Here is a 21,338-nt window from a genome sequence, read left to right on the forward strand (position 1 = left end):
CGTCATATCCTTATTCTGTTTTGCCGAAGCCCGGCGCTCATTGGTAGTCCAGGCTGAACGTCGCAATGGCGCTGAAAGCACCGCGACCGATGGTTCGCTTTGCCAGCGCTTCCGGTTCGCCGCGCACATAGGCCTGCACGCCAATCACCGTGCCGCCGTCCTGCAACGGGTACTTGCCGCCTGCGCTGTTGAGCGGTAAAGGCTGCCCCTGCAGCGTCTCCATGCCGATGGCGATCCCGCGCGCCTGGCTGCTCGCCGCCAAAGCCAAAAGCCCCGGCAGCTGCGCATTCTCCGTCCCTTTGAAGGTGATCGACACCGTCTTGCCCAGGCTGAGATCGCACTCCGCCAGCCGCAACTCGAACGGTTGCCCCTGCGTGCGCTGGTTCAGGTACAGGTACTTGTCGACCAGCGTGCCGAAATCCAGCGCGATGCTCTCGTCGCCCGGCTGAATGACGCAAGGTTCCGCCACCAGCGCCCCGCGCATGCGCAGATTGTCCGCGGCTTGCGCTGCGCCGTTCACGGCCAGCGCCAACAGCAACAGGCCGATAACGCCCCAGCCGCCTTGTGTTGTTTTCACGCTCGCCTCCTCCTTCATTGATAGTCGGCCCGCAGCGTCGCCGTGGCCTCGAACGCGCCTTCCGTCAGGGTTTCGCCCGATTTGCCGACCGGCACCGCTTCCAGCACCGGCGGTTTGGCCGGATCGATAGGCAGCGCGCTGCCCACTTTGAACGGCTGTGCGTTCTGGTAAATGCGGATGCCGAGATAGCGCCGGTTGGTTTGCACCGCCGCTTCGTCAAACGTTGCGGCGTTGCCGGTCAGACTCAGCAACATGTCCCATTTGCCGATCCCCGGCTCGCAGCGAATGCGGTAGCCGATGCTTTGCCGATAGTTCGCACCATCGACCTTGTTAATGCCGACACGATCGCCGAAGTTCACGTCAATGATCCCGTCATCGTTGATGGTGCAGGGCGGCGGCTCGATCAACGTGCCGCGAAACTGCATGTCGACCGTTTTCTCCGCCCAGGCGAGATGGCATGCCATCCCTGCGCACAGCAGCACGCTCGCCGTAAAACGTTGTTTCATGCTCTCGCTCCCGCGTTACTGATAATCCACCTTCATGGTGGCGCCCGCGGTGAATTCACCCGCCGCCAGCCTGGCGGTGGCCGATTTCACCGGTACCGCCTCAAGCGTCGGCGCGGCCGGATAGGTAAAGCTCAACCACTGGTTGATCGGCCAACGGCGGCCGCCGTTCAGCAACGCAATGCCCAAGCCGTCTTTGCTGGTGCGCAGCAGTTGGCCGTCGAAGCCGCTCGCCGCCCCCTGCACCTGCAGTTTGAGCCCGTTGCTGCTCTGCCCGCTGCACGTCAGCGTGTAACTCACCGCCCGCCGATAGTTGGCGCCATCAATGCGGGTGGTCATCACTTCATCGCCAAAGTCCACCTCGATCGGGCGTCCGCCGTTGATGATGCAGGGGGGAGAAAGCACGGTGACCCGTACGTTCACCGTGGTCGCCTGCGCCGGCAGTTGGCCCAGCGCCAGCACTCCCGCCAGCCAGAAAGGCACCCGGCCGCGTCTTATCCTCGGTACCATCGCCTCGCCTCAGTCATAATTCAGCCTAAAATCCACCGTCGCCCGATACGCGCCGGCCATCAGCGGCGCCGCGGTTCGCTCCGGTGCCACGCTGTAGCTCAACGCCTCTTGCCCTGGCGTCAGCAGCAGCGGCTCGCCGCGGCTGCCCAACCGAACGTCGCGACCGCGGCCGTCCAGCAGGCGCAACCCCAGCCCTGAAGTGCCCTGCGCTTTCACCAGCTGCGGATTGTCGCTGTCCGCCGTCGAACCGAAGCTGACCGTCACCGCCGGTTGATTCGGCGCCCAGACCAACGCGCCGGTACGCGCATCTCGCTGGCCCCCCGGCGTGCGCAGGCAATCCTGCAAACGCAGCTCGAACGCCACCGGCTGCCCGCGATCGCCGGCCTGACGCAAGCGCGCGGTGCCGGTCTCACCTAGCCAGATGTCCTGCCGCGCACTGCTCATCTCCAGCCGGCAGGCGCTTTCCGTCAGCGCGCCATATACCTGCAGTACGCCATTGGCGCCCTCCACCTGCCAGTTGTCCACCACGTCGGCCTTCGCCGGCGGCATCGCTATCACACCCAGGCTGAGCGCCAGCATCAACGCGCTCCCGCCGGCCTTTTTCCGTTCTCGTTTCATCCTTTCCCCCTGAATGGCTCTCCCGTCGGCACCGCCTGCGGCGGGTTATGACGCCGTCCGTTTCTCCGGCACCACCTTGCAGCTCACGCCGCTGCAGCTGAAGCTCAGCTGCGGCCGGCCGCCGTAATCGTTGATGTAGGTCAGCACCGGGCTACCGCCCAGCCCCGCTGCGCCCACGGTCAGGCGCGCCTGGCTCTTCGGTGCGATCATGAAAGGCTCAAATCCCTTTACGCCCTCCCCCCCTTTTTTGCTGCCCGCATCGACGATCGTGATGTAGTACGGCGTCGGGTTATTGACCTGATAGCTCTCCCCTTGCCGCGTCAACGTCAGCTGCTCTTGCCATGGCGTCGCCATATCGGTGCGGTTCGGCACGATCGCCGCCGGGCGATAGAACAGCTTGATGCGCGTCTGCAGCGCGATCTGCAACGTATTGGGCTTGTTGCTCTTCGGCGGTATCTCGCGCAGGTTGAAGTAGTACAACGTCTCCCGATCCTGCGGCAGCTGTTTGGCCGCCGGCAGCGCCTGAATCTTGATCTGGCTCGGCTTGCCCGGCTCGATGCGCTGCACCGGCGGCAACACCACCAGCGGGCTCTGGATCTTGTTGCCCTGCTCGTCCTCCAGCCAGCCCTGCGCCAGGTACGGCAGCTGCTTGTTCTGGTTGCTGAGATTCAGGCTGACCGAGTTCTGGCCGCCGTCGAAGATCACCCGGGTGCGATCGAGCGCGATTGCCGCCTGCGCGTGCTGCGCCGCCGTGCCGCCCAACAGCGCGAGCGCCGCGGCGGTTTTAAGAGAAAAAGTTTGCATGTTGTCGATAACTCCAAATTCAGGGTGATGGGTTTATTCAACCGGGGCCGATGGTGCCGCGGCGATCGGCCGACACGGCAGCAGCAGCGTACGCGTCAGCATGTCGGCCGGCAGCGTTGCGGGCAGCTGCACCTGACACTGTGCCGCGCCGCTCCAGTGCAGCGTCATGATCTCCCCGGCGTTGATGCCGCTCAGGTACACGCTGCCGCCATCGTTGACGATGCCGGTTTCTTGTTTGCGGGCGTTCAGCACCGTGGCGCCGAACGGCGGTGTACTGCCGTCCGCCAGTTTGACGATCGCCATCGCTTTTTCGCCCGCGATAACGTCAAACTGACGGTAGCCAATCGCCCCTTCGGTCAGGGTGGCCTGCACCACCGAACGGGTGGCTTCGGCGTTGTCGCCCAGTTTGTCCAGATCGATGCTGGCCTTGTTGCGGTAGTAGCTATTGACGTCCGCCACCACCGCCTTGCCGAAGCGGTTGGTGCTGACGGTGCTGCCGTAGCCGCGCACCGGCACACCGGCCACGCCGTTGGTGTCCACCAACAGGCGCGTACCGCCGATCATGCCGACGCGGTGCAACGCGCCGCCCTCCGGCGTCAGCGTCATGCCGCCCTGCGCAGACAGCCCCACGGCGCTGTAGCGCCCTTCCTGATAGCTGGCGTTGGCGCTCAGGCGCGCCGCATCGCCCTCGTGGTTGTAGTAGCCGCTCAGGTTAGCGCCGCGGCGGGCGCTGCCGGCGCTCAGTTGGTAGTTGTTGTGTTCATCGATTCGCTGGTAGTACCCCACCCGGTTCGTGGTGTCGTTGCGGTTCACCGTGCTGTTGTAGCTGAGCGTGGCGCCGTTGCCCCACGGCATCGACAGCGACAGATACATGCCGTCATCGTTGGTATCGTTGTAACGGTTGCGATAAGCCGACAACGACAGGTTCAGGTTTTTTATTTCGCCGAGATCGAAATAGCGCGACAGCGTCAGGTTGTAACGGTCGTTGGACGGGCGATCCCAATAGGTCTGGTGGCTGTAGTTGAGATAGCTGCTCAGGCCCCAGTCGCGGAACTGTTTGTTGAAGGTGATGGTGTACATCTCCTTGTTGTTGCCGACCCGGCTGCCGTAATAACGCGCGTCGAGATATTCGCTCATGCTCATGAAGTCCTCTTCCGAGAAGCGATAACCGGCAAAGGTGACCTGGCTGTCCAGTTCATCGAACGTCTTCGAATAGCTCACCCGATAAGAGCCACCGCTGAGCGTCTCCTCCCGCTGCGGCAACCGCGCCCGCGATTGGGTGGCGTCGAACGAGAGCGCGCCGAACATCATCAGATCGCGGCCTATCCCCAGCGACAGCGCGTTATAGTCGCCGCCCAGCAGTGCGCCGCCATACAGCGACCAACCGTTGCTGACGCCCCAGGAGAACTCCCCGGTGCCGAACAGCGGCCCGCGCGAATGGTGCTGCCAATCCGACGGTTTGCCGGCGGCCAGCTTGAAGCGCCACGATCCGGGCCGCGTCAGGTACGGAATGCTGGCGGTGTTGACCTTGAACGCCTGTACGCTGCCGTCCTGCTCCTCGACCCGCACATCCAGTTCGCCGGTGATGGCATCGTTGATGTCCTGAATGCGAAACGGCCCCGCCGCCACCTGGGTTTCATAGATCACCCGCCCCTGCTGGCTGATCGTCACCTTGGCGTTGGTCTTGGCGATCCCGACCACCTCAGGCGCATAGCCGCGCAGGTTCGGCGGCAGCATGTTGTCGTCCGATACCAGGCTCGCGCCGGAAAAACGGAAGCTGTCGAAAATCCCCGAATCCAGATAGTCTTCACCCAGCGTCAGGCGCGAGCGCAGCGCAGAAATGGCCCGATAGGCGTAGTAACGGCTCCAGTCCAGGCGTTTGTCGGTGGATTGCCCGCTGCCGGTCTGGTGATTGATCTGCCCCTGCCAGTCGGCACGCAGACGCCAGGCGCCCAGGTTGGCGCCGGCGGTGCCGTTGCCACTGACGCTGTACCCGCGCGTGCCGCCCTGCTGCTGCTGCCGACTCTGGGCGTTGACGTTGTAATCGAACAGCAAGCCCGGGATGCCTTCATCCCAGCGCGACGGCGGATCCCAGTCGTCGGAGCTGTATTCCAGATAAGCCTGCGGGACGCTCAGATACAGCGAGCCCGTCGCCAGATCGCCACGCGACACCATGCCTTTCAGGCTGGACTCATCCAGACATTCCCCCTGATGCCACCAGGTCAGCGCTTGCAATGCCGCTGGCTTCAACCCCAACTGCTCGACCAGCGCTTTGCCCACGCAGGCGCGGCTGCCGTCAGGAGCGTTGTCCGGGGGATAAAAAGGGATCTTCTGTTCGGGCAACTCGCTTTTATTGAGATGGACCACCATGCCGTAACTTCCCGGCATAATGTATCCGCTGCGGGAAAATTGGCTTAGGTCGATATTTTTGCGATCGTTCACGTCCAAAATGTCGGCATTAAATTGAATACCGTCTTCGGCATATACCCACGTTGATGAACTTCCCACCGCCAGCGTGATACATAACCCCAGTACCTGAAAACGAAATAGCTTCCCAGCAGGCGACAACATCATATCCCTAACCTTATATCGTATAATTCTGGCGTTGCGGCTTGCCGCAATAACAGCGCTCAGTAATAATCCAGCTTGAACCGCACGGCGGAAAAATAGTCCCCCGCATGCATCGGTTGATTATTGGCAACCAATTTAATGGAGTAATTAAGCGACATGCTGCCTGGCGTTATATCCCCCAGCGGCAACGGACGACCGGGCGCGGCGATATTCCCCATATCATCGGATATTTGCAGCGCGATGCCTTTCGCCTCCCCGTGCACGCCGAATAAGTCGCCATCGGCATCGCCATCGAAAACCACCTGAAATTGTCGCCAGTCCGGCAAATTCGGTTTCGGGCGTTCAAGCGTGCAGTTGATTAATTCGATGGTGAACGGATGCGTATTGCCTAAGCCATCACGCATGATATTTCCCGTCGGCATCACGGCCATATCGATAGTCTGCTCGCGGCTGCCGGCGGCAATAGCGCAAGCGGTATCAATAATGGCTCCTTGCATATTTACGCGTCCCCAGCCCTGAGAACCGGATGCCGCCGGCGCGGCCGGGCTCATCAGCGTAGCCGTCAATATGCAAGGAGACACTAAAGGGTGAATAAACCGGCGCATTGAACCTCCTGACACAGACCTTCCGTCTGGGAAAAAGCATGCGGGGAAGCCCCGCATGCAAAACGTCACGCCAATGGCGCAGGCTTACTGGTATGCCAGCTTGAAATCGGCAACGGCGGTGAAATCACCCGGAACGACGGTGGCGGAAGCGCCGTCACCCTGCAGGTAAGCCGCGAAGCGCAGCGTGTTGGTGCCGGTGCCCAGGTTCTGTGGGGCCGTTGCGTTGCCCAGTTTGATCGGGTTGCTGGCGGTGTCGGTGATGGCGATGCTGGCGCCGCTGGCGGTCCCGACGATGCCCAGCAGATCCTTATTGGCGGTAGAGGCTTTGCCTTCGAAGGTGGTGGTGACGGTTTTCAGCGTCGAGTTGTCGCACTGTTCCAGTTTGATATCGAACTGACGCGGCGCTGATTTACCGCCATTTTTCAACGCAACGTTGGATACCTGGCCCATATCCACGGTCTGGTCCACGGTCTCAGGAGAAATGGAGCAAGGCGCATCAATAATGGAACCGGTAAACGTCACTTTGCCATGCCCTTGGTCGGCGGCATGCGCCAGAGAAGAAACGCCAAACGCCAGAACTGCTGTCAGCATGATTTTGTTCAGTTTCATAATTCACTTATTCCTTTAATTTATGTAAAAAGCGCAGGATCGCTCCCGTTCCTTTAACGGTTATTTATACAATCCAGAATGAAAACGGTATTACCCGCAGCCAAAGCAAACCCTCACGATAATTAAATCGCGACCTTTATTTCATCATCACCCATTTTAGGTATTCAACGAAAACCACACTGATGAGAAAGAAAACAACCGAACCAGTAAATTCCCGCAAGATTTTAACCCTTGCCATGGGAATTACACTAAGATTCAACTTACCGCTTGTTTTGGCCCAAATATTGTTACAAAAATCGTTGTAATTTGAAAAGTCATTCAAGGCAAAAGTAATAAATACGAGATATAAGCCCAAAAACCACAAGACAACTATATTTTTTCGAGACAACAGATCGTAAAATTAATAACGATAGTAGATTATCTCGTAAAATATATATCACACGACATTATTGATCGCCTTTTTTCTATTTGCGGTATAATGATTTGGAAAAGAAAAGGGAGGCTTATCAATTCGGTCTGGTAAAAACCAGCACCGGGCAGTAAACCATGGAGAAAAACGATGAAGTACAGCCATTACGCACAGCAGGCTGAAAATTTGGCCACCTCATTACCGCTCCCGATCCGTGAACGCCGCTGGTTTATTGCAGTGGAAATATCGGGTTCAGGCAAGTGTTCGCTACCGGTTCAGGAAGAGTATTGCCGGGACAGGGCATTATTTTCCGGGCGACGCTTATCGTTATATCAAAATTCGGCTGAAGTTTAAGGGAGGCTGACATGATAAAACGCACGTCAAAACAACAAGAATTACAAAACCTGCAGCAGCATTTATTAACGACGCTGCACCGCCTCTGCCCTTCGGCCAACGGCACGGCGCCTCCCCCTCCCGGCGAGTGGCCCACGACCCGCCAGTTGGCGGAGTCTAACGACATCACGATCTATCAGGCGCGCAATCTGCTGTTGAATCTGGTCGGCCGAGGTAAGGTGTTGGTCACACCGGGGCCGGTCAAGAAGTCATTGCGTTGGTACCCTTCCCTCTGAATAGAGGTTCTTCCTGCCGGTGCCTCTCAGGCCGCCGGCAGGCTGCGCGCAGGCGAGCTTATTCGGCGTCCGAGCGCCTGGCCCGCGGATATTTCCACAGCCAGCGCCCGCTGACCATGCGCCAGTAGAATAAGGCGCCGCGCACCGCCCAATCGAGGAACATCCCCAACCAGACGCCCACCACGCCCATGCCCAGTTCGATGCCCAACGCGTAGCCGGCCACCACGCGGCACCCCCACATGCCGAGCATCGTCACCCACATGGCGAAGCGGGCATCGCGCGCGCCTTTCAACCCGGCGGGCAAGACCCAGGAAGCGGCCCAGATCGGCATAAAGGCGGCGTTGAGCCAGATCAGGGTTTTCACCACCGTTTTCACATCATCCTGCGAGGTATAAAACGCGGCGAACACCCCGGCCAGCGGCGCGGTGCCCCAGGCGATGGCGGTCAGCCCAAGGGTCGACAGCCAGAAAATATGGCGCAGCTGCCGCTCCGCCTGGCCGATCTCGCCTTTGCCGAGCCGCCGGCCGACGATAATGGTCGAGGCCGATCCCAACGCGTTGCCCGGCAGGTTGATCAACGAAGCGATGGAGAAAGCGATAAAGTTGCCGGCGATCACGTTGGTGCCCATGCCGGCGACAAACATCTGCGTCAACAGCTTGCCGCCGTTAAACAGTACCGACTCGACGCTGGCGGGAATGCCGATCCCCAACACTTCCCACAGGATACTCATCTTGAGCGGCGTGAAATAGCTTTTCAACGTGATGTGCAGCGCCGGATTAAAGCCGATCGCCAGCACGTAGAGTATGGCGATGGCGCCGATATAGCGGGAAATCGTCAGCCCCAGCCCGGCGCCGACGAACCCCAGGCCATGCCAACCCAGCATGCCGTAAATCAGGATGCTGCTGATGATGATATTGAGGATATTCATGCCGCCATTGATAAGCAGCGGGATCTTGGTGTTGCCCGCGCCGCGCAGGGCGCCGCTGCCGATCAACGCAATCGCCGCCGCCGGGTAGCTCCACACCGTGGTTTGCAGGTAAGAGAGCGCCAGCGCTTTCACCTCCGGCGAGGCCGCGCCGGCGATCACATCAATGATAGGCTCGCCCGCCAGGTGAATGCCCGCCGCCAACAGCAGCGCCACGCCGGTCATCAGCACCAGCGACTGACGCGCCGCCGCTCGCGCCCGCCGGCGATCGCGCTTGCCGAGGCTGAAGGCCACCACCACGGTGGTGCCGAGATCCACCGCGGCGAAAAAGGCGATGATCACCATGTTGAAACTGTCCGCCAGCCCCACCCCAGCCATCGCCTCTTTGCCGAGCCAGCTCACCAGAAAGGTGCTCAGCACCCCCATCAGCAGGACACAGGCGTTCTCCAGAAAGATGGGCACCGCCAGTGGCGTGATCTCGCGCCAGAACAGCACGCGGTAGCTTTTCCGTTTGGCGTACCAGCGCGTATTTTCCACGCGCTGACGCAGTGCGGCATACAGGTTCAAGATGGGCTCGATGGGTAAAAGTGAAACATCATTTCAAATGATGATCGATAAATCGTTATCCTGCAAAGAATTTTGGGGCGCCCATAAAGCGCGCCCGAAAGGCATGCCGGCGCGCTACTCCATGTAATCTTCCTGATCGGCCTGCGCCGCCGCGATAAAGCGGGCGGTGCTGCGGCTGAGCGCAGCGCATTTTTCCGTCAGCAGCTGATTGTCCTGTTGCAGGGTCAGGTAACGCGCCTGGGTAAGCGCCGGCAACTGCCGATACCCTGCCGCCTGCGTGTCCCAGCCGCGGCGCTGCGCCGCGCGCATTGCGGTGCGCTGCAGCTTCACATCGTCCGGTATCTCGCTGCGCCCGCAGTCCACGCGCAGGAAGTGTCCGCCGGCCAGCATCGAAGCGATGTGATCCAGCTGCGCCTGCAGCGGCGGCGCCGGTTTATGCGCCGTCTGCTGACAACCGGCGAGCAGCAGCAATGCCACCGCGCCGCAAAGAGACGTGCGAAACAGAGTCGACATGGGGGCTCCGGGAAAACCTGTGGGTGATGAGATGATCTTAGGTGGGCGGACGTCGGGCGGCAAGGCGAGCAGCACGCGCGGCCCGCTTAACGTCGGCCGCTGCTGACCTTGGTGGCGCGGGCGGGATTGCCGGCGACGAATTCCAGCGTGGGGGAATAGTAAAACGGCAGCCAGGCGTTATAGCCGCTCTCCCACTCCCATTTGACCGGGCAAGGCCACAGCATGTCTTCATGCAGGATGTAATAGATCCACCGCCCGGGCGGGCGGCGCGGTTTGCGCGTTTTCATAGCGGGTTCGACGGCCTGATGGAATGCGATAGGGTCAACTGCTGCATTTTACCGCGATTTTCGCCATGGGGACAGCCTGCATTGCCGGCTTCGCCCCGGCGCCGGCAAGCGCCCTTTATTCACCGCCGCCTGCCGGCGCGCCGTTCTCGGCCCCCAGCACCACTACCCTGTCGGCCGAGTCGATGGTCGACTTTCTGTGGGCGACGATCACGCGCGTAATATTCAGCGAAGATATCGCCCGGTTGATCGCCGACTCATTCTCAACGTCCAGATGGCTGGTCGCTTCATCCATAAACAGCACGCTCGGGCGGCGATAGAGGGCGCGCGCGATAAACAAACGTTGCTTTTGCCCGCCGGAGATGCCGTTACCCAACTCGCCGATCAGGGTTTCGTAGCCCATCGGCATCTGCATGATTTCATCGTGGATATTGCTGTGTATCGCGCAGGCCATGATCAGCTCTTTATTGGCATTGACCTCAAACCCGCTGATGTTTTCCGCAATGGACCCGGAGAACAGCCGGTCGTCCTGCAGCACGCAGGCGATCGCGTTACGGTAGTTATTCACCCCGACTTTATGGATATCCATCGCGTCGGCCAAAACCTGGCCGGAAGTGGGGCTGAGCAAACCGCACATCACCTTCAGCAAGGTGGTCTTGCCCGCGCCGGAGGCGCCCACGACGGCCACGCTTTCGCCGGCCGCAATACGCATGTTCAGGTCTTTGAAGATCGGCCGCGACAGCGCGTCATATTGATACGTAAGATTTTTTACCTCAATGGCAATCCCCGTGCCCGAGGGGAAAACCTGTCGCGGCGCGGACTCCGTCTCCGCATCGGTAAAGACGATGTCGGATATCCTCTCATTGTGCAGCGACAGCATGCGCAAGCCGATCGCCAGGTCGATCAGGCTCGAGGCCCGCTGAGAGAACTGGCCGCGATAGGCATTGAACGCCATGAACATGCCGAGCGTCATGGAATTGTCGATGACCATCATGGCGCCAAGCCACAGGATCGCCACCTGATCGAGCGTCGTGATAAAGGTATTGATCCCGCCGAACATCATATTGAATCGGGTGATTTTGATATTGGTATTGGCGGCGTCGACGTTCAGATTGAGCCAATAGCTGGAGCGCGTTTCCTTGATGCCCAGCGCCTTGACGGTCGAGATGCCGTACAGCGTCTCCATGAAATGCGAGTTGGCCTTGGCCGCCTTGACGATCTGCTCCTCCGAGAATTGACGGTAGGTTCTGTAAGTCATCATCCTGATGAGGATGTAGATCAGAGTGAAGCCCGCCACGACCCAGACCAGCCAGCCGCCGTAGACCATCATCATCGCGAACAGCCCGACCGTCATGATGCCGTCGATGATCCCGCTGACGATATTATTGGTAAAGGTGGTTCTGATCGCATCCAGCGAGGAAAAGCGCGATTGAATGTCCCCCAGGTGCCGTTTCTCGAAAAAATCCAGCGGCAGCTTCATCAGGTGTTCAAACAGCGTCGTCTTCCACTGAATATCGGTCAGCGTCCCGAGCACGATGGAGATCCAGGCCCTGGCGATGCTGACCACCGCGCGGAACAAGGTGAAGAAGATCAGCCCCAAACAGATGACCGTCAGCAGGCTGTAGTCATGCGCTTGAATGACATGGTCGGTCACCAGTTGGGTTCCCACCGGCAGCAGCAGGTTGACCGATTCGATGACTATCGATAACGCAAAGATCTTGAGCAGCGTCCCCGGCAGGCCCTCGATGTTTTTCATCAAATCCAGCAGGCGCAAACGGGTCTTGAGGGTCTCTTTTTGAAAGGCCCTGTCGGGCCACAGCTCCAACGCGATGCCGGTAAAATGATTCGACATCTCCTGCAGCCCGATCACTCTGCGCCCGAAGGCCGGATCGTGAATGACAAAACCGGCGCGCTGCACCTTAACCAACACCACGAAGTGATTCATATTCCAGTGCAGTATGCAGGGCGTTTTCAGCTGATTGATTTCGTCGATGTCCAAGGACAAGGCGCGCGTCTTCAGCTGGATTTGCGACGCGATTTGAGAGATCGTCCCCAGAGTCGCGCCCTGGGTGGAAATGCCGAATCGCTGCCGCAGGCTCAGCATATCCACATTAAACCCGTAATAGGAGGCGATCATGGCGAGGCACGCCAGGCCGCATTCCGATGACTCCGACTGCAAGATGCTCGGCACCCGCTTGCGCAGTGAGAATGTTAACTTCTCGTTGATCCGTTCAAAGAGATTATTGTCCTTCATCGACTCGCCCCACGACGCTGTTTTTTATGTCATACAAAGGCGCGATCGCCCACTGATAAAGCGGTTTCTTATCCAGGAAGACGATGACCCTGGCCTGCAGCCCGCTGCTGATTTCGAGATATTTGCCTTTATCGCTGAATTGCGTGTCGCTGATGGACGCCAGCACTTTGTAGTAGGCGTTCCTTTCCCTTTTATTTCCGCTGCTGTATTCCGACATTTCCTGCGGGGAGGCGGGGACCGACGAGATGGATTCTATTTTTCCCGGAAACTGACCGAATTTATCCGACGGGAAGGCTTCATAGCGAATGTTGATGCCATCGCCGATTTTCACGTAGGGCAAACTGTTATTCGGCAGCCATAGAACCAGATAATATTTGATGTTATCAATCGGTTTGATTTGCGCCAGACTGCTGCCGCTCTCGACCACCTGCCCGGCGGTCACGCTCAGCGACTCGATTTTCCCCTTGAGCGGCGCTTTGATAATGACCTGGCCGCCGGCATTGGACTCCGCCAGCTGGCGTTGTAAATCACTGCGTTGCGATTCGCTTTGCGATATCTGATTGTCGTAATCGGCGGCGCGAATCAGCAAATCGCTGCGCAACTGCGACAGTTGAATATTTTGCTGGATCTTTTGGCTGTAGAGCGCCTGATACGAGCTTTGCTGTTGTTGAAAGAGCGAGCGCTGATAATTTAACTGATCTTTGGTGATCAGGCCTTTCGTCAAATAGTGTTCGTAATTTTTCAGGCTATCGCGCATTTTATCCATCCCCTCTTTGGCGCTGAGGTTCAGTTTCTCGGTTTCTTTATAGGCGTTTTCATAGCTATTGATCTGTTTGCGCAAATTATCCAGCATGGCGGTTTTATTTTTATTCAGCTTGCTGATTATCGAATCCAGATTGCTAATCTGTTTGCTTATTTCGCTGGCCGCGATATGGCTGACATTGCCGGACGTGGTGCTTCTCGAGACATCAATCACATACAGCGGCTCGTCCTTTTCCACGACGTCACCGGCTTTATGGAATGCCTGGCTCACGTAACCGTATTGGGAGGAAAACACATTGGTGGAATGCGGGATGCTGATCACCTCGCCTTCAACATCGACCCGGCGCGTGTACTCGCAAAAATAGAGTGCGCCCGCCAGGATCAGAATAAAAGTGAAACAGGTGGCGGCAATCACATGGCTCGACGCGCCGGAAATTAACAGCGCCCTGCCGGTCCATCTTTGACGTTGATAATTGACCGCCTCCTGGCGGAAAATATTCCTGCTCTTATTATCACTCATAGGAAGAACCTGCGCTTGCCTGACCGGGAGACAGCCGCAGCGAGAACGCTGCGGCTTTGGACCGCGTATGGATTTAGCTGATGGTGCCGTTAATCAGCCCATCGAGGCCTTTTTTGGAGTATTCCAGCGTGGTGTCCCAGCCAATAACGGCTGCGGCCACGCCGCTGGCTACGCCGCCCAGGATGCCGCCGGCGACCATGCCGACGCCCTGGCCAATCGAGCCGACGCCCAGCAGGCCGCCGCCGTCGCCGCCGTGCTTACCGCCGATGACGGCGCCCGCCATGCTGCCCACGGAGGCGCCCAGAGCGATGGATGAAACGGCTTCCGCGGCATTGGAGACGGCGCTGCCAATCAGCCCCGACAGTCCATTGCTCATATCCCAGGAATAAGCGCCTGACACTTCATTCATTTCGATAACAGACAGTTCTTTCATTGGTTAATCTCCATATTTAAACGGACAAACACTGCCATACATGCGTGTTGTCATTGCATTGGCATCGGCCTGCAGCGCCTGATGCCACCAATAATGTCGCGCGAACAGACGACATTATATTTTTAATAGGGGTCTCTTTAATTCTGCGTAATGGTGAATGTCATCACCGCGTCGGCCTGTCCGGGGCTAATGGCTCCCGTTTGCTTATAGCGCGCCATCAAGGGGATCCTGATCTCTTTTTCAGCCGCGGTGTGGTAATTGATCGGTCTGGAAAACGTTAATGGATTACGGTTCTCATCCAACACTTCCACGGCGACGCCCTTCGCCGCATCGGCGCCGTCGGCGATATCAATCATTCCCACGCCTGGCGAATTTCCGGCCGCCTCGAACGTGACCTGAACCGGAATATTGTCCTCCTGACATTGCAGAACCACGGAAAAATTGCGTTCGGAAGACGCCGCCGTGCTGCCGACGCCGTTAAACTCGCTGCGTTTAGGGCTGCCCAGATTTACCGTTTGATTTTTATAGTTCAAATCAACCAGGCAACTTTTCTGAATGACCTTCATGCCGGAAATACTGATATCCAAAATGGAGGTCGAATCCAGATAATATCTGGCGATAATTTTCCCGCCCATATCGCCGCCGGTTTTGATCGGGCCGGTTTTAATAAACGTCAGCCGAACATCGTTTCGATTGATCCACGGCGTCAGCAAGTTGGGCGAAATCGCCGTGTTGACGGGCACGTTCTTATTGCTCTGCCATAAGTCTGAAATCGTCACCCCCACGCCCTCGATGCCCGTTTCAAATACGCCGGGCAGCGCGCTCGGCGTCAGCGGCGACATGGAGCGATAGGCGACCGAACCGGAACAAAGAAAAGAAAACGTCGTGCCGTTAATGCTGTTCTCCGTTCGAACAGCCAACTGCTCGCCGACTTCAATGCGCGGATCCACGGCCAGCGTCAGCAATCCCATACGGGCGGTTTTCGCGTTGGTGGTACAGGTGCCGGCATAAACCGCCGTCGTGAGCGTCGCCAGCCACACCAGGGCGCCGTAACCGAATATCCTGAGAAAAACGTTCATTTTCACTCTCACTTAAAAGTCATGATGGAAATAGAGCGAGATCTATTGGCAAACGCCGTTTAGGGTTTGGAGACCCGCTGACGGCGGCTCCGCCGGCAACTGGTAACGGATGCGGCATTGGTTCTCGCCATTCCTGCCCCACTGCGCGATGAGCAGGCCCTTTTCCGCCATGCCGCTCAGATAGACCACGCCGTCGCCGCCGACCAGGAACGGCTGAGTCGCCCCCTCGGCAAGACGCAGGCTGGCGCCCAGCGGCAGGGGTGCCCCCTGCGAGTCCGTCACCTTCATCAAAATCCGTCTGCCGACGTTGGCTTTGAAATTCGCCCGGCTCACCGCGCCGCGAGTCGGCGTGACCGACTGGTTCGTCAACTCGAGATCGACATCATCCGGCAAGCTGTCGACATCGAGGCGAATCGAATTGTTGCGATAAGGCGTGGCGTAAGGAACGATCGCGTAGCCGCGCCAGTCGGTTTTCACCCCGACCTGATTGCCGACCGCCACATCGCTCGCGCCGGCCGCCTGTACCAGGGCGACGGTTTCGCCGAACGGTTGACCGAAGGTCACACCGTCTTCATGGGCGATCACCCCGCCCTTCACCCCGTAGTTGACGCGCTGTTGACTGCGATCGTAGGCATAGCCCGCCGTGAGTTCGCCGTACGTCGCGCGCCAGTCGGCGTTGGCGTTGCCGCTGTTGCCCTGGCCCTGGCTGCCATACCCTTCCTGTACGCTCCAGCTGAGGTTGCCGCCGGCCAGCGCCGTGCCGTTGAGGCCCGCCGTATGGCTGGTATTGCCTTTTTTGCTGGTGTTGAGGTTGTAGGTGGCGTAGGTGTTGCTCAGCCATTTCTCTAATGGCACGCTGATGTTGAAAGCGAAGATCTGATCGCGATCGTAAATGCGCCCGCGGTTCGAATCGCCGTAAGTAGCCTGTGAATTCCGGCTGTAGCTGTAGTTAAAACCGTAGCTGATGCCATTCCAACTATTGTTGTAACCCGCGCTCAGCGACTGCATATTGCGCTCGGAGCCCCAATAGTCTTCGGAGACCGCGCTGAGTGAAAGCGACCCCGCCCCTTCCCATAAATTCTGGTTCAGCGTGATTTCGCCGCGATTTTTGCGGCGGTCTATCGGGGCGTAACGGTTGCCGCTGCGATAGGTGTCCAGCACTTCCTGCAGCCCATAGTAGCCGCTGGTCGAATAGCGGTAGCCGGCGATGGCGAAGTTCGTCCCCGTCTCGACGATATTTTTGCTGTACCGCACGCGCCACGACTGACCATCGCTTTTCGGTTGATGCTCCTGCTTTGCCCACGCCTGGGTGACGTCGGCCGACAGGGCGCCGAACTCGCCCAGGTTCTTGCCCAGACCCAATGCCAGCGATTGATACGGCCCGGCGAATTGGCCGCCGCCATACAGGGTGAAACCGGCGGGCAAGCCATAAATCAGGCTGGCCTGCGAGAAGATCTTTTTATCCACGCTGTGATCGTAAGTGCGGTATTGCCCCGAGGTCAGCGCATATTTCAGCCGCCCTTCGCGTTGCAGCACCGGCAGGCTGGCGAAGGGAACGGTCAGGTGCTGTTCGCTGCCGTCCGCCTCCTTGATAGTCACCTCCAAATCGCCGCTGCCGCCGGTCGGGTACATGTCCGAAATTTCAAACGCGCCCGGCGCAACGTAACTCTGGTAGATGACATAGCCGTTTTGGCGAATGACCACTTGCGCATTGCTGCGCGCGATGCCGCGCACCACCGGCGCATAACCACGCAGGCTTTCCGGCAACATGTCGTCATCGGAAGCCAGCTGCGCGCCGCGAAACGACACGCTGTCAAACACATCGGACGGGCTGCTGCTTTCGCCGAGCGTCAGCAAGCTTTTCAGGCGGATGATATTGCGCTGGGCGTAGGTATAGACGGAGTCCCAACGATCCTCCGACGCTCGCCCGCCGCCGGCGCTGTTGTAGCTCCAGGTGGTGTAGTTCCGCACTCGCCAGGCGCCCAGGTTGAAGCCCGGCCGCAGGTTGAGGTAATAACTGCTTGCGCTCTGGGTGAATCGATCGCGCCCCTTGCTGTTGCTGCCGGTGAAGCCATAGTTCAGCAGCATCGCCGGCAGGCCTTCATCCCATTGTTCCGGCGGAACGTATCCACGCACCTTATTTTCCAACGCCGCCTGGGGGATACTCAGCATCAGGCGTTGGCGGTTAAATTGAAATTGCGCCGAGGCCTGCGGGATCGCGGCCAAATTCGCGCAGCGATCGGCACCGGCCAAACCGGGAAACAGCTCAACTTTCACCCCAAGCCGTTTCAGATCTTCCCGCGTCAGACAAGGCTGCAGATCGGCCTTCTCGTCGCTGCCGGCCCGCCGAGCGAACGACACCTCGCGCGTTTCCAGCAGCATGTCGTTCACCCAAATATCGACCCGATACGTGCCGGGAACCTGCTGGCCATTTTCAAAAATCGACAGATCGACGTGCTGCTGACCTGAGCGCCCGGTTTCCAGCAACGCCGGATTAAAATAGTCACGAGAGAAGGCGGGATTAGCCATGTTGCCGCATACCGCCGTTGTTGCCGTGAATAAGGCTATGCGTTTCAGCCAAGCATCCCGCTTCGCTAATATACGCTTTTGAGTTATCATTCATTAGCTCCATTATTGAAATGTTTTATCCCTCTGTCTGCCTTCCCTTACAGATTAAATACCTGACTGATGTTCTTTCCCTGTGCCGCCATAATCATTAATTAATTTCCAGCTTACCGACGTTGCGCCCGCCACGGGCAATGCAAACATTTCGCTGCTCATCGGCGCGATATACGCCACCTCTTTCATTTCCCGCCCCCCGATGCGGACATAATGAAAGTTCATATAATAAGGCGTTGGGTTGGTGAGTTTTAATTCTGAACCGACACGCTGCCATTTCAGCTGCTGCGTCACTTCTTCGGGCACCTGGCGGAGCAGCGGCGCCGGCCGATAAATCAATTTAATGCGGGTCTTGACCGCTATTTGCAGCGTATTCGATTTACCCGCCTGGGTTGTTGAAGGAATGGATTTAATATTCATCCAATACAAGCTTTCTTTATCTTTCGGTAAGTCATCGCCCACTTTCACGATGCGCAGCATATTTTCCTGGTTGCCGTCCAGCCGAAATAAAGGCGGCGTAACGATAAACGCGATTTTATCCACCCCGCTTTGTTGATTCTCCAGCCAGGACTGAATCAAATACGGTTCTTTATCCGGATTCTCCACGCTGATTGACGCTTCTTTTTTTTCGCCGTTGAATATCACCCGCGTCCCGCCAATCACCACGCCGGCGTGAACCGTAGACGCAAACAATAAAATAATGAAAGCCGCTAAGGCGCCGTAGCGATTAAAACGCATAATATTATCTCCGAGGCAATACAGCCCGCTGTGAACCAGCGGGCAAGAAAATATTATCAGTTATAATTCAGCGTAAAGGTGGCGACGCTATTAGCTTTACCGGCGGTAACATCTGCCTGCGTGGAAATATAGCGGGCGGTAAAATCGAGGTTATTTTTCACGCCGCTACCGGAAGCCAACGGATAAGCCGTCGACGCCGTGTAAAGCGGCAGAACACTGTTAGAAATATCAGACAGTTGGATACCGACGCCGGTAGCGACATCCGTTTCCTGGGTCAGCTGCAATACGTTGCTGTCGCCGTTATCGGCCGCGCCGTCGAACTTAACGGTGGCGCTTTTTACCGTATCCGGACAATCGGTGACTTCCAGCGTGAATTTTGTCGCGCTGGACGTTGATCCCTTGCCACCCGCAAATGCCGTTCGGGCCACATCACCCAAAACAACATTTAATGGATTACTCAAGTCATTCGTGACCTTGCACGCAGCATCGACAATATTCCCGGTAAAATTAACCTGACCATCTGCTGCCAGAGCAGGTAAAGCGCTTGAACACGCTGCCGCGACAAATGCCAACATAATCACTTTTTTTTCCATCATGGGTACTTCTCCTTTTGATTAGACAGACTTCAAAATATCCCCGCCACGGAGAACCCGGACAGGGAGAATAGGAGCTCCGCTCCTTTCACAGTTAATTATGCTTAGCTTTCCCCCTTTAGCAATACATAAAATCAATGTAAAGATGAGAAAAGATAATTACCCCAAATAGAATTAGCATCATTCTTAATTTTATTTTGAAAAAACCGCCAAATCGGCGTTTCTTGATTCAATCCTCTGGCCGCCAGGGAATTTATTCTCGCGCTATTCGAAGGCGCTTTCGCCAGATCCCCCTCATTTCCCCCTCAGCCGGAAAATCGGGCGACATCGCCGTAAAATGAAAGCCGGGCGATAAAACTCGCCCTGAAATAAATGACATTTATATTACGAAAGGCATCACGACGCGGCGGCAGCGAGAGGGGCGGAAAGAATAGGAAAAGCATGGCGATAGCGGTTTATCGAACAGGAGGGAGAATAAGGCATTCGCCGTTCGTGAAACCGGCGCGGTCATGTGACAACGAGAAAATGGCGTTACGCAGAAATATTCTGTCTGGCGCCGTTCACTATTTCGAAAACAAGGCGACAATGCGCTCTGTCGCGCAGAATAACGCATTGCCGCCTTATTGTTTTTCGGCGCCGCTAATTAATCGTCATGGCGATAATCTTCACCCAACCCTCTGCCAGGTAAAGTTTCACACGCCAGACCATCGCCCGCGGGAACGGCGGACGGATAGTTATCGTCAGGCGTGATAAAGACCGGTGTGGTCGCGATAAACCCATCGTTGAACACCGCCTCGATAAAGGTGGCCTCCCAGCCTTGCGCCGGGGCGGCCAGACGAAACTCGCCGCGATCGGCCTCCGCTGTAGCCAACGGCTCCGGGGTAAAGCGTACGCCGCACGAATAACGAAAATCTCGGGCCGTGCGGTTGTGCGCGCTCCAACGCCGCACGGTGGCCGGCGGTTCGGAAAAACGCAGCGTGCGCACCGCAGCATCCGCGGCGCTGCCTTGCACCTCGATCGTCGGCAACGCGATATCGCGCTGGCGGCGCTTGATCATCGCCAGTATGGCGCGTTCGGCGGCCGGCCGGCTTGCCGCGCGATCCCCGTCGGCAATCGCGCGCAGCGAAGCCTCACCCGGTGAGGCGCTGAAATAGAATCGCGTGCTGTCCGGCGGATAACGTTCGTCGCCGCTGGCGATGATGACATATTTCGCCGCCGCTGGCCGCTCACCCGCCGTCGGCGGCGGATAAGCGGTGGGATCCGCTATTTGCATCAGTTTGTCGAACGCCGGCGTCTCTATGCGCCGATCGATGCCGAGTTGGTAATAAGGATGAAACGCCAACGGCCAACGGCCGCCATACGTACGATAGGTATGCTTCAAGACCTGCCGCGCCGCGACCCCATCCGGGAACATGGCGACGACGGCATCGATGCGCTCATCCGACAATGACGCCAGCCACGCCGCGGTTGCGCCGCTCGCCGCGCCCGCCACGATGAATTGATCTATCCCCCATCGGCTCAATTCGCGCTGCGCCAGCGTCATGGTTTGCGACAAGGCCGCCGTCATGGGGATCGCCAGCGGCATCATCAAGTATTCATCCGCATCGTCCAGGAACAATCGCCAGCCTCGGGCCTGGCTGTCCTCCCCCGCACGACGCCGCCCCTCATTTTGATATTCCAGGTACGGATAAGGCAGCCGGTTGACGACAATCACGATGGTGTGACTTTCCGCCGCCAAGGCCGCCGGCGTAGCGACGGAAAACGCCGCATTTTGCTTGCCTGGCCCGCTCGCCCCTGCGGCGGCGCAAGCGCAGTCATCGCTCATCAGCACCAACGCTTTACGGGCAAGCGCCCCGTTGGGGATATAAATATCCACATCGTGCCACCATTGCGTCGGCCGGATGGCGTCTTGCGGCGACCAGGATTGCGACATCAACCGATAATGGCGTATCGACACGTCATGGCCGTTATCCACGCCCTTTAACGAATATGACAGAGGCAATATGGCCAACTGATTGTTATAACAAGGAATAACGGTGTGCAAGGCGGGATGTTCGTCCGCAAAGCAGCGGTCTTCCTCTGCCGCCATGGCCTGCCGGCCGCCGATTAAGGCCAAGCAAATCAGCGCGATGTATCCGATGCGTTTCAGCATTTTTTCCTCCCCCTTTGTCCGTGGCAAATCCCTTTTACGCCGCCTGGCGGCAGGAAACCTTCCG

The 21,338-nt window shown here is 58.0% G+C and carries 21 protein-coding genes; 2 read left to right on the forward strand and 19 right to left on the reverse strand.

Features of this window, described 5'->3' with window-relative positions:
* Positions 1 to 37: 37 nt before the first annotated feature.
* The 8 genes from ACJ8IP_RS07095 to ACJ8IP_RS07130 form a co-directional block, all read right to left on the reverse strand.
* Positions 38 to 595, reverse strand: coding sequence for a fimbrial protein (locus ACJ8IP_RS07095; RefSeq protein WP_099782158.1), 558 nt, complete (start codon positions 593 to 595; stop codon positions 38 to 40).
* Positions 592 to 1,083, reverse strand: coding sequence for a fimbrial protein (locus tag ACJ8IP_RS07100; protein ID WP_042784943.1), 492 nt, complete (start codon positions 1,081 to 1,083; stop codon positions 592 to 594). Before ACJ8IP_RS07100 ends, ACJ8IP_RS07095 begins: the two co-directional genes overlap by 4 nt.
* A 15-nt stretch (positions 1,084 to 1,098) precedes the next feature.
* A complete protein-coding gene (locus tag ACJ8IP_RS07105; RefSeq protein WP_050594428.1) occupies positions 1,099 to 1,590 on the reverse strand; it encodes a fimbrial protein in 492 nt (163 codons plus the stop codon).
* A gap of 9 nt (positions 1,591 to 1,599) precedes the next feature.
* Positions 1,600 to 2,169: a fimbrial protein gene (locus ACJ8IP_RS07110; RefSeq protein ID WP_042785747.1), complete on the reverse strand. Its 570-nt coding sequence runs from the start codon at positions 2,167 to 2,169 to the stop codon at positions 1,600 to 1,602.
* An 84-nt stretch (positions 2,170 to 2,253) separates the two neighbouring features.
* Entirely contained in the window at positions 2,254 to 3,012 is a 759-nt protein-coding gene (locus ACJ8IP_RS07115) for a fimbria/pilus periplasmic chaperone (protein WP_164057822.1), read from the reverse strand.
* A 33-nt stretch (positions 3,013 to 3,045) separates the two neighbouring features.
* The gene (locus tag ACJ8IP_RS07120; protein ID WP_164106680.1) at positions 3,046 to 5,586 is read right to left on the reverse strand and encodes an outer membrane usher protein; all 2,541 of its coding nucleotides are present in this window, start codon (positions 5,584 to 5,586) and stop codon (positions 3,046 to 3,048) included.
* 56 nt (positions 5,587 to 5,642) lie between these two features.
* A complete protein-coding gene (locus ACJ8IP_RS07125) occupies positions 5,643 to 6,188 on the reverse strand; it encodes a fimbrial protein (RefSeq protein ID WP_164106678.1) in 546 nt (181 codons plus the stop codon).
* A gap of 84 nt (positions 6,189 to 6,272) precedes the next feature.
* Positions 6,273 to 6,797, reverse strand: coding sequence for a fimbrial protein (locus ACJ8IP_RS07130; protein WP_164106676.1), 525 nt, complete (start codon positions 6,795 to 6,797; stop codon positions 6,273 to 6,275).
* Between the two features lie 559 nt (positions 6,798 to 7,356).
* Between ACJ8IP_RS07130 and ACJ8IP_RS07135 the strand changes: the two genes are divergently transcribed.
* Positions 7,357 to 7,560 (forward strand): hypothetical protein, encoded by a 204-nt coding sequence (locus tag ACJ8IP_RS07135; protein ID WP_129992881.1) that lies wholly within the window; start codon positions 7,357 to 7,359, stop codon positions 7,558 to 7,560.
* An 11-nt stretch (positions 7,561 to 7,571) separates the two neighbouring features.
* On the forward strand, positions 7,572 to 7,835 hold the full coding sequence (locus ACJ8IP_RS07140) for a FaeA/PapI family transcriptional regulator (RefSeq protein WP_042784947.1): 264 nt from the start codon (positions 7,572 to 7,574) through the stop codon (positions 7,833 to 7,835).
* A 58-nt stretch (positions 7,836 to 7,893) separates the two neighbouring features.
* Here the strand turns inward: ACJ8IP_RS07140 and ACJ8IP_RS07145 are convergent, their stop codons facing one another.
* The 11 genes from ACJ8IP_RS07145 to ACJ8IP_RS07195 all read right to left on the reverse strand — a co-directional run bounded on the left by ACJ8IP_RS07145 (position 7,894) and on the right by ACJ8IP_RS07195 (position 21,274).
* The gene (locus ACJ8IP_RS07145) at positions 7,894 to 9,327 is read right to left on the reverse strand and encodes an EmmdR/YeeO family multidrug/toxin efflux MATE transporter (protein WP_033643643.1); all 1,434 of its coding nucleotides are present in this window, start codon (positions 9,325 to 9,327) and stop codon (positions 7,894 to 7,896) included.
* A 114-nt stretch (positions 9,328 to 9,441) separates the two neighbouring features.
* A complete protein-coding gene (gene gspS / locus ACJ8IP_RS07150) occupies positions 9,442 to 9,840 on the reverse strand; it encodes a type II secretion system pilot lipoprotein GspS (protein WP_164106674.1) in 399 nt (132 codons plus the stop codon).
* 86 nt (positions 9,841 to 9,926) lie between these two features.
* On the reverse strand, positions 9,927 to 10,127 hold the full coding sequence (locus tag ACJ8IP_RS07155) for a hypothetical protein (RefSeq protein ID WP_015378375.1): 201 nt from the start codon (positions 10,125 to 10,127) through the stop codon (positions 9,927 to 9,929).
* A gap of 115 nt (positions 10,128 to 10,242) precedes the next feature.
* Positions 10,243 to 12,378, reverse strand: coding sequence for a peptidase domain-containing ABC transporter (locus ACJ8IP_RS07160; RefSeq protein ID WP_164106673.1), 2,136 nt, complete (start codon positions 12,376 to 12,378; stop codon positions 10,243 to 10,245).
* Complete coding sequence (locus ACJ8IP_RS07165; protein WP_004935276.1) at positions 12,365 to 13,660, reverse strand: HlyD family secretion protein; 1,296 nt, start codon at positions 13,658 to 13,660, stop codon at positions 12,365 to 12,367. The genes ACJ8IP_RS07160 and ACJ8IP_RS07165 overlap by 14 nt, the downstream gene beginning before the upstream one ends.
* Before the next feature lie 73 nt (positions 13,661 to 13,733).
* Positions 13,734 to 14,093, reverse strand: a complete 360-nt coding sequence (locus ACJ8IP_RS07170; RefSeq protein WP_004935280.1) for a hypothetical protein — start codon at positions 14,091 to 14,093, stop codon at positions 13,734 to 13,736.
* Between the two features lie 137 nt (positions 14,094 to 14,230).
* Positions 14,231 to 15,172: a fimbrial protein gene (locus ACJ8IP_RS07175; protein ID WP_033643645.1), complete on the reverse strand. Its 942-nt coding sequence runs from the start codon at positions 15,170 to 15,172 to the stop codon at positions 14,231 to 14,233.
* A 42-nt stretch (positions 15,173 to 15,214) separates the two neighbouring features.
* Positions 15,215 to 17,791: a fimbria/pilus outer membrane usher protein gene (locus ACJ8IP_RS07180; protein WP_197782778.1), complete on the reverse strand. Its 2,577-nt coding sequence runs from the start codon at positions 17,789 to 17,791 to the stop codon at positions 15,215 to 15,217.
* Between the two features lie 54 nt (positions 17,792 to 17,845).
* Positions 17,846 to 18,529, reverse strand: a complete 684-nt coding sequence (locus tag ACJ8IP_RS07185) for a fimbrial biogenesis chaperone (protein ID WP_033632666.1) — start codon at positions 18,527 to 18,529, stop codon at positions 17,846 to 17,848.
* A gap of 56 nt (positions 18,530 to 18,585) precedes the next feature.
* The gene (locus ACJ8IP_RS07190) at positions 18,586 to 19,125 is read right to left on the reverse strand and encodes a fimbrial protein (protein ID WP_004935293.1); all 540 of its coding nucleotides are present in this window, start codon (positions 19,123 to 19,125) and stop codon (positions 18,586 to 18,588) included.
* Between the two features lie 640 nt (positions 19,126 to 19,765).
* Complete coding sequence (locus tag ACJ8IP_RS07195; RefSeq protein WP_164057817.1) at positions 19,766 to 21,274, reverse strand: PhoPQ-activated protein PqaA family protein; 1,509 nt, start codon at positions 21,272 to 21,274, stop codon at positions 19,766 to 19,768.
* Between the last annotated feature and the right edge of the window lie 64 nt (positions 21,275 to 21,338).

Origin of the sequence: Serratia sp. CY52157 (assembly GCF_052168495.1) — a bacterium.
Lineage (GTDB): Bacteria > Pseudomonadota > Gammaproteobacteria > Enterobacterales > Enterobacteriaceae > Serratia > Serratia ureilytica.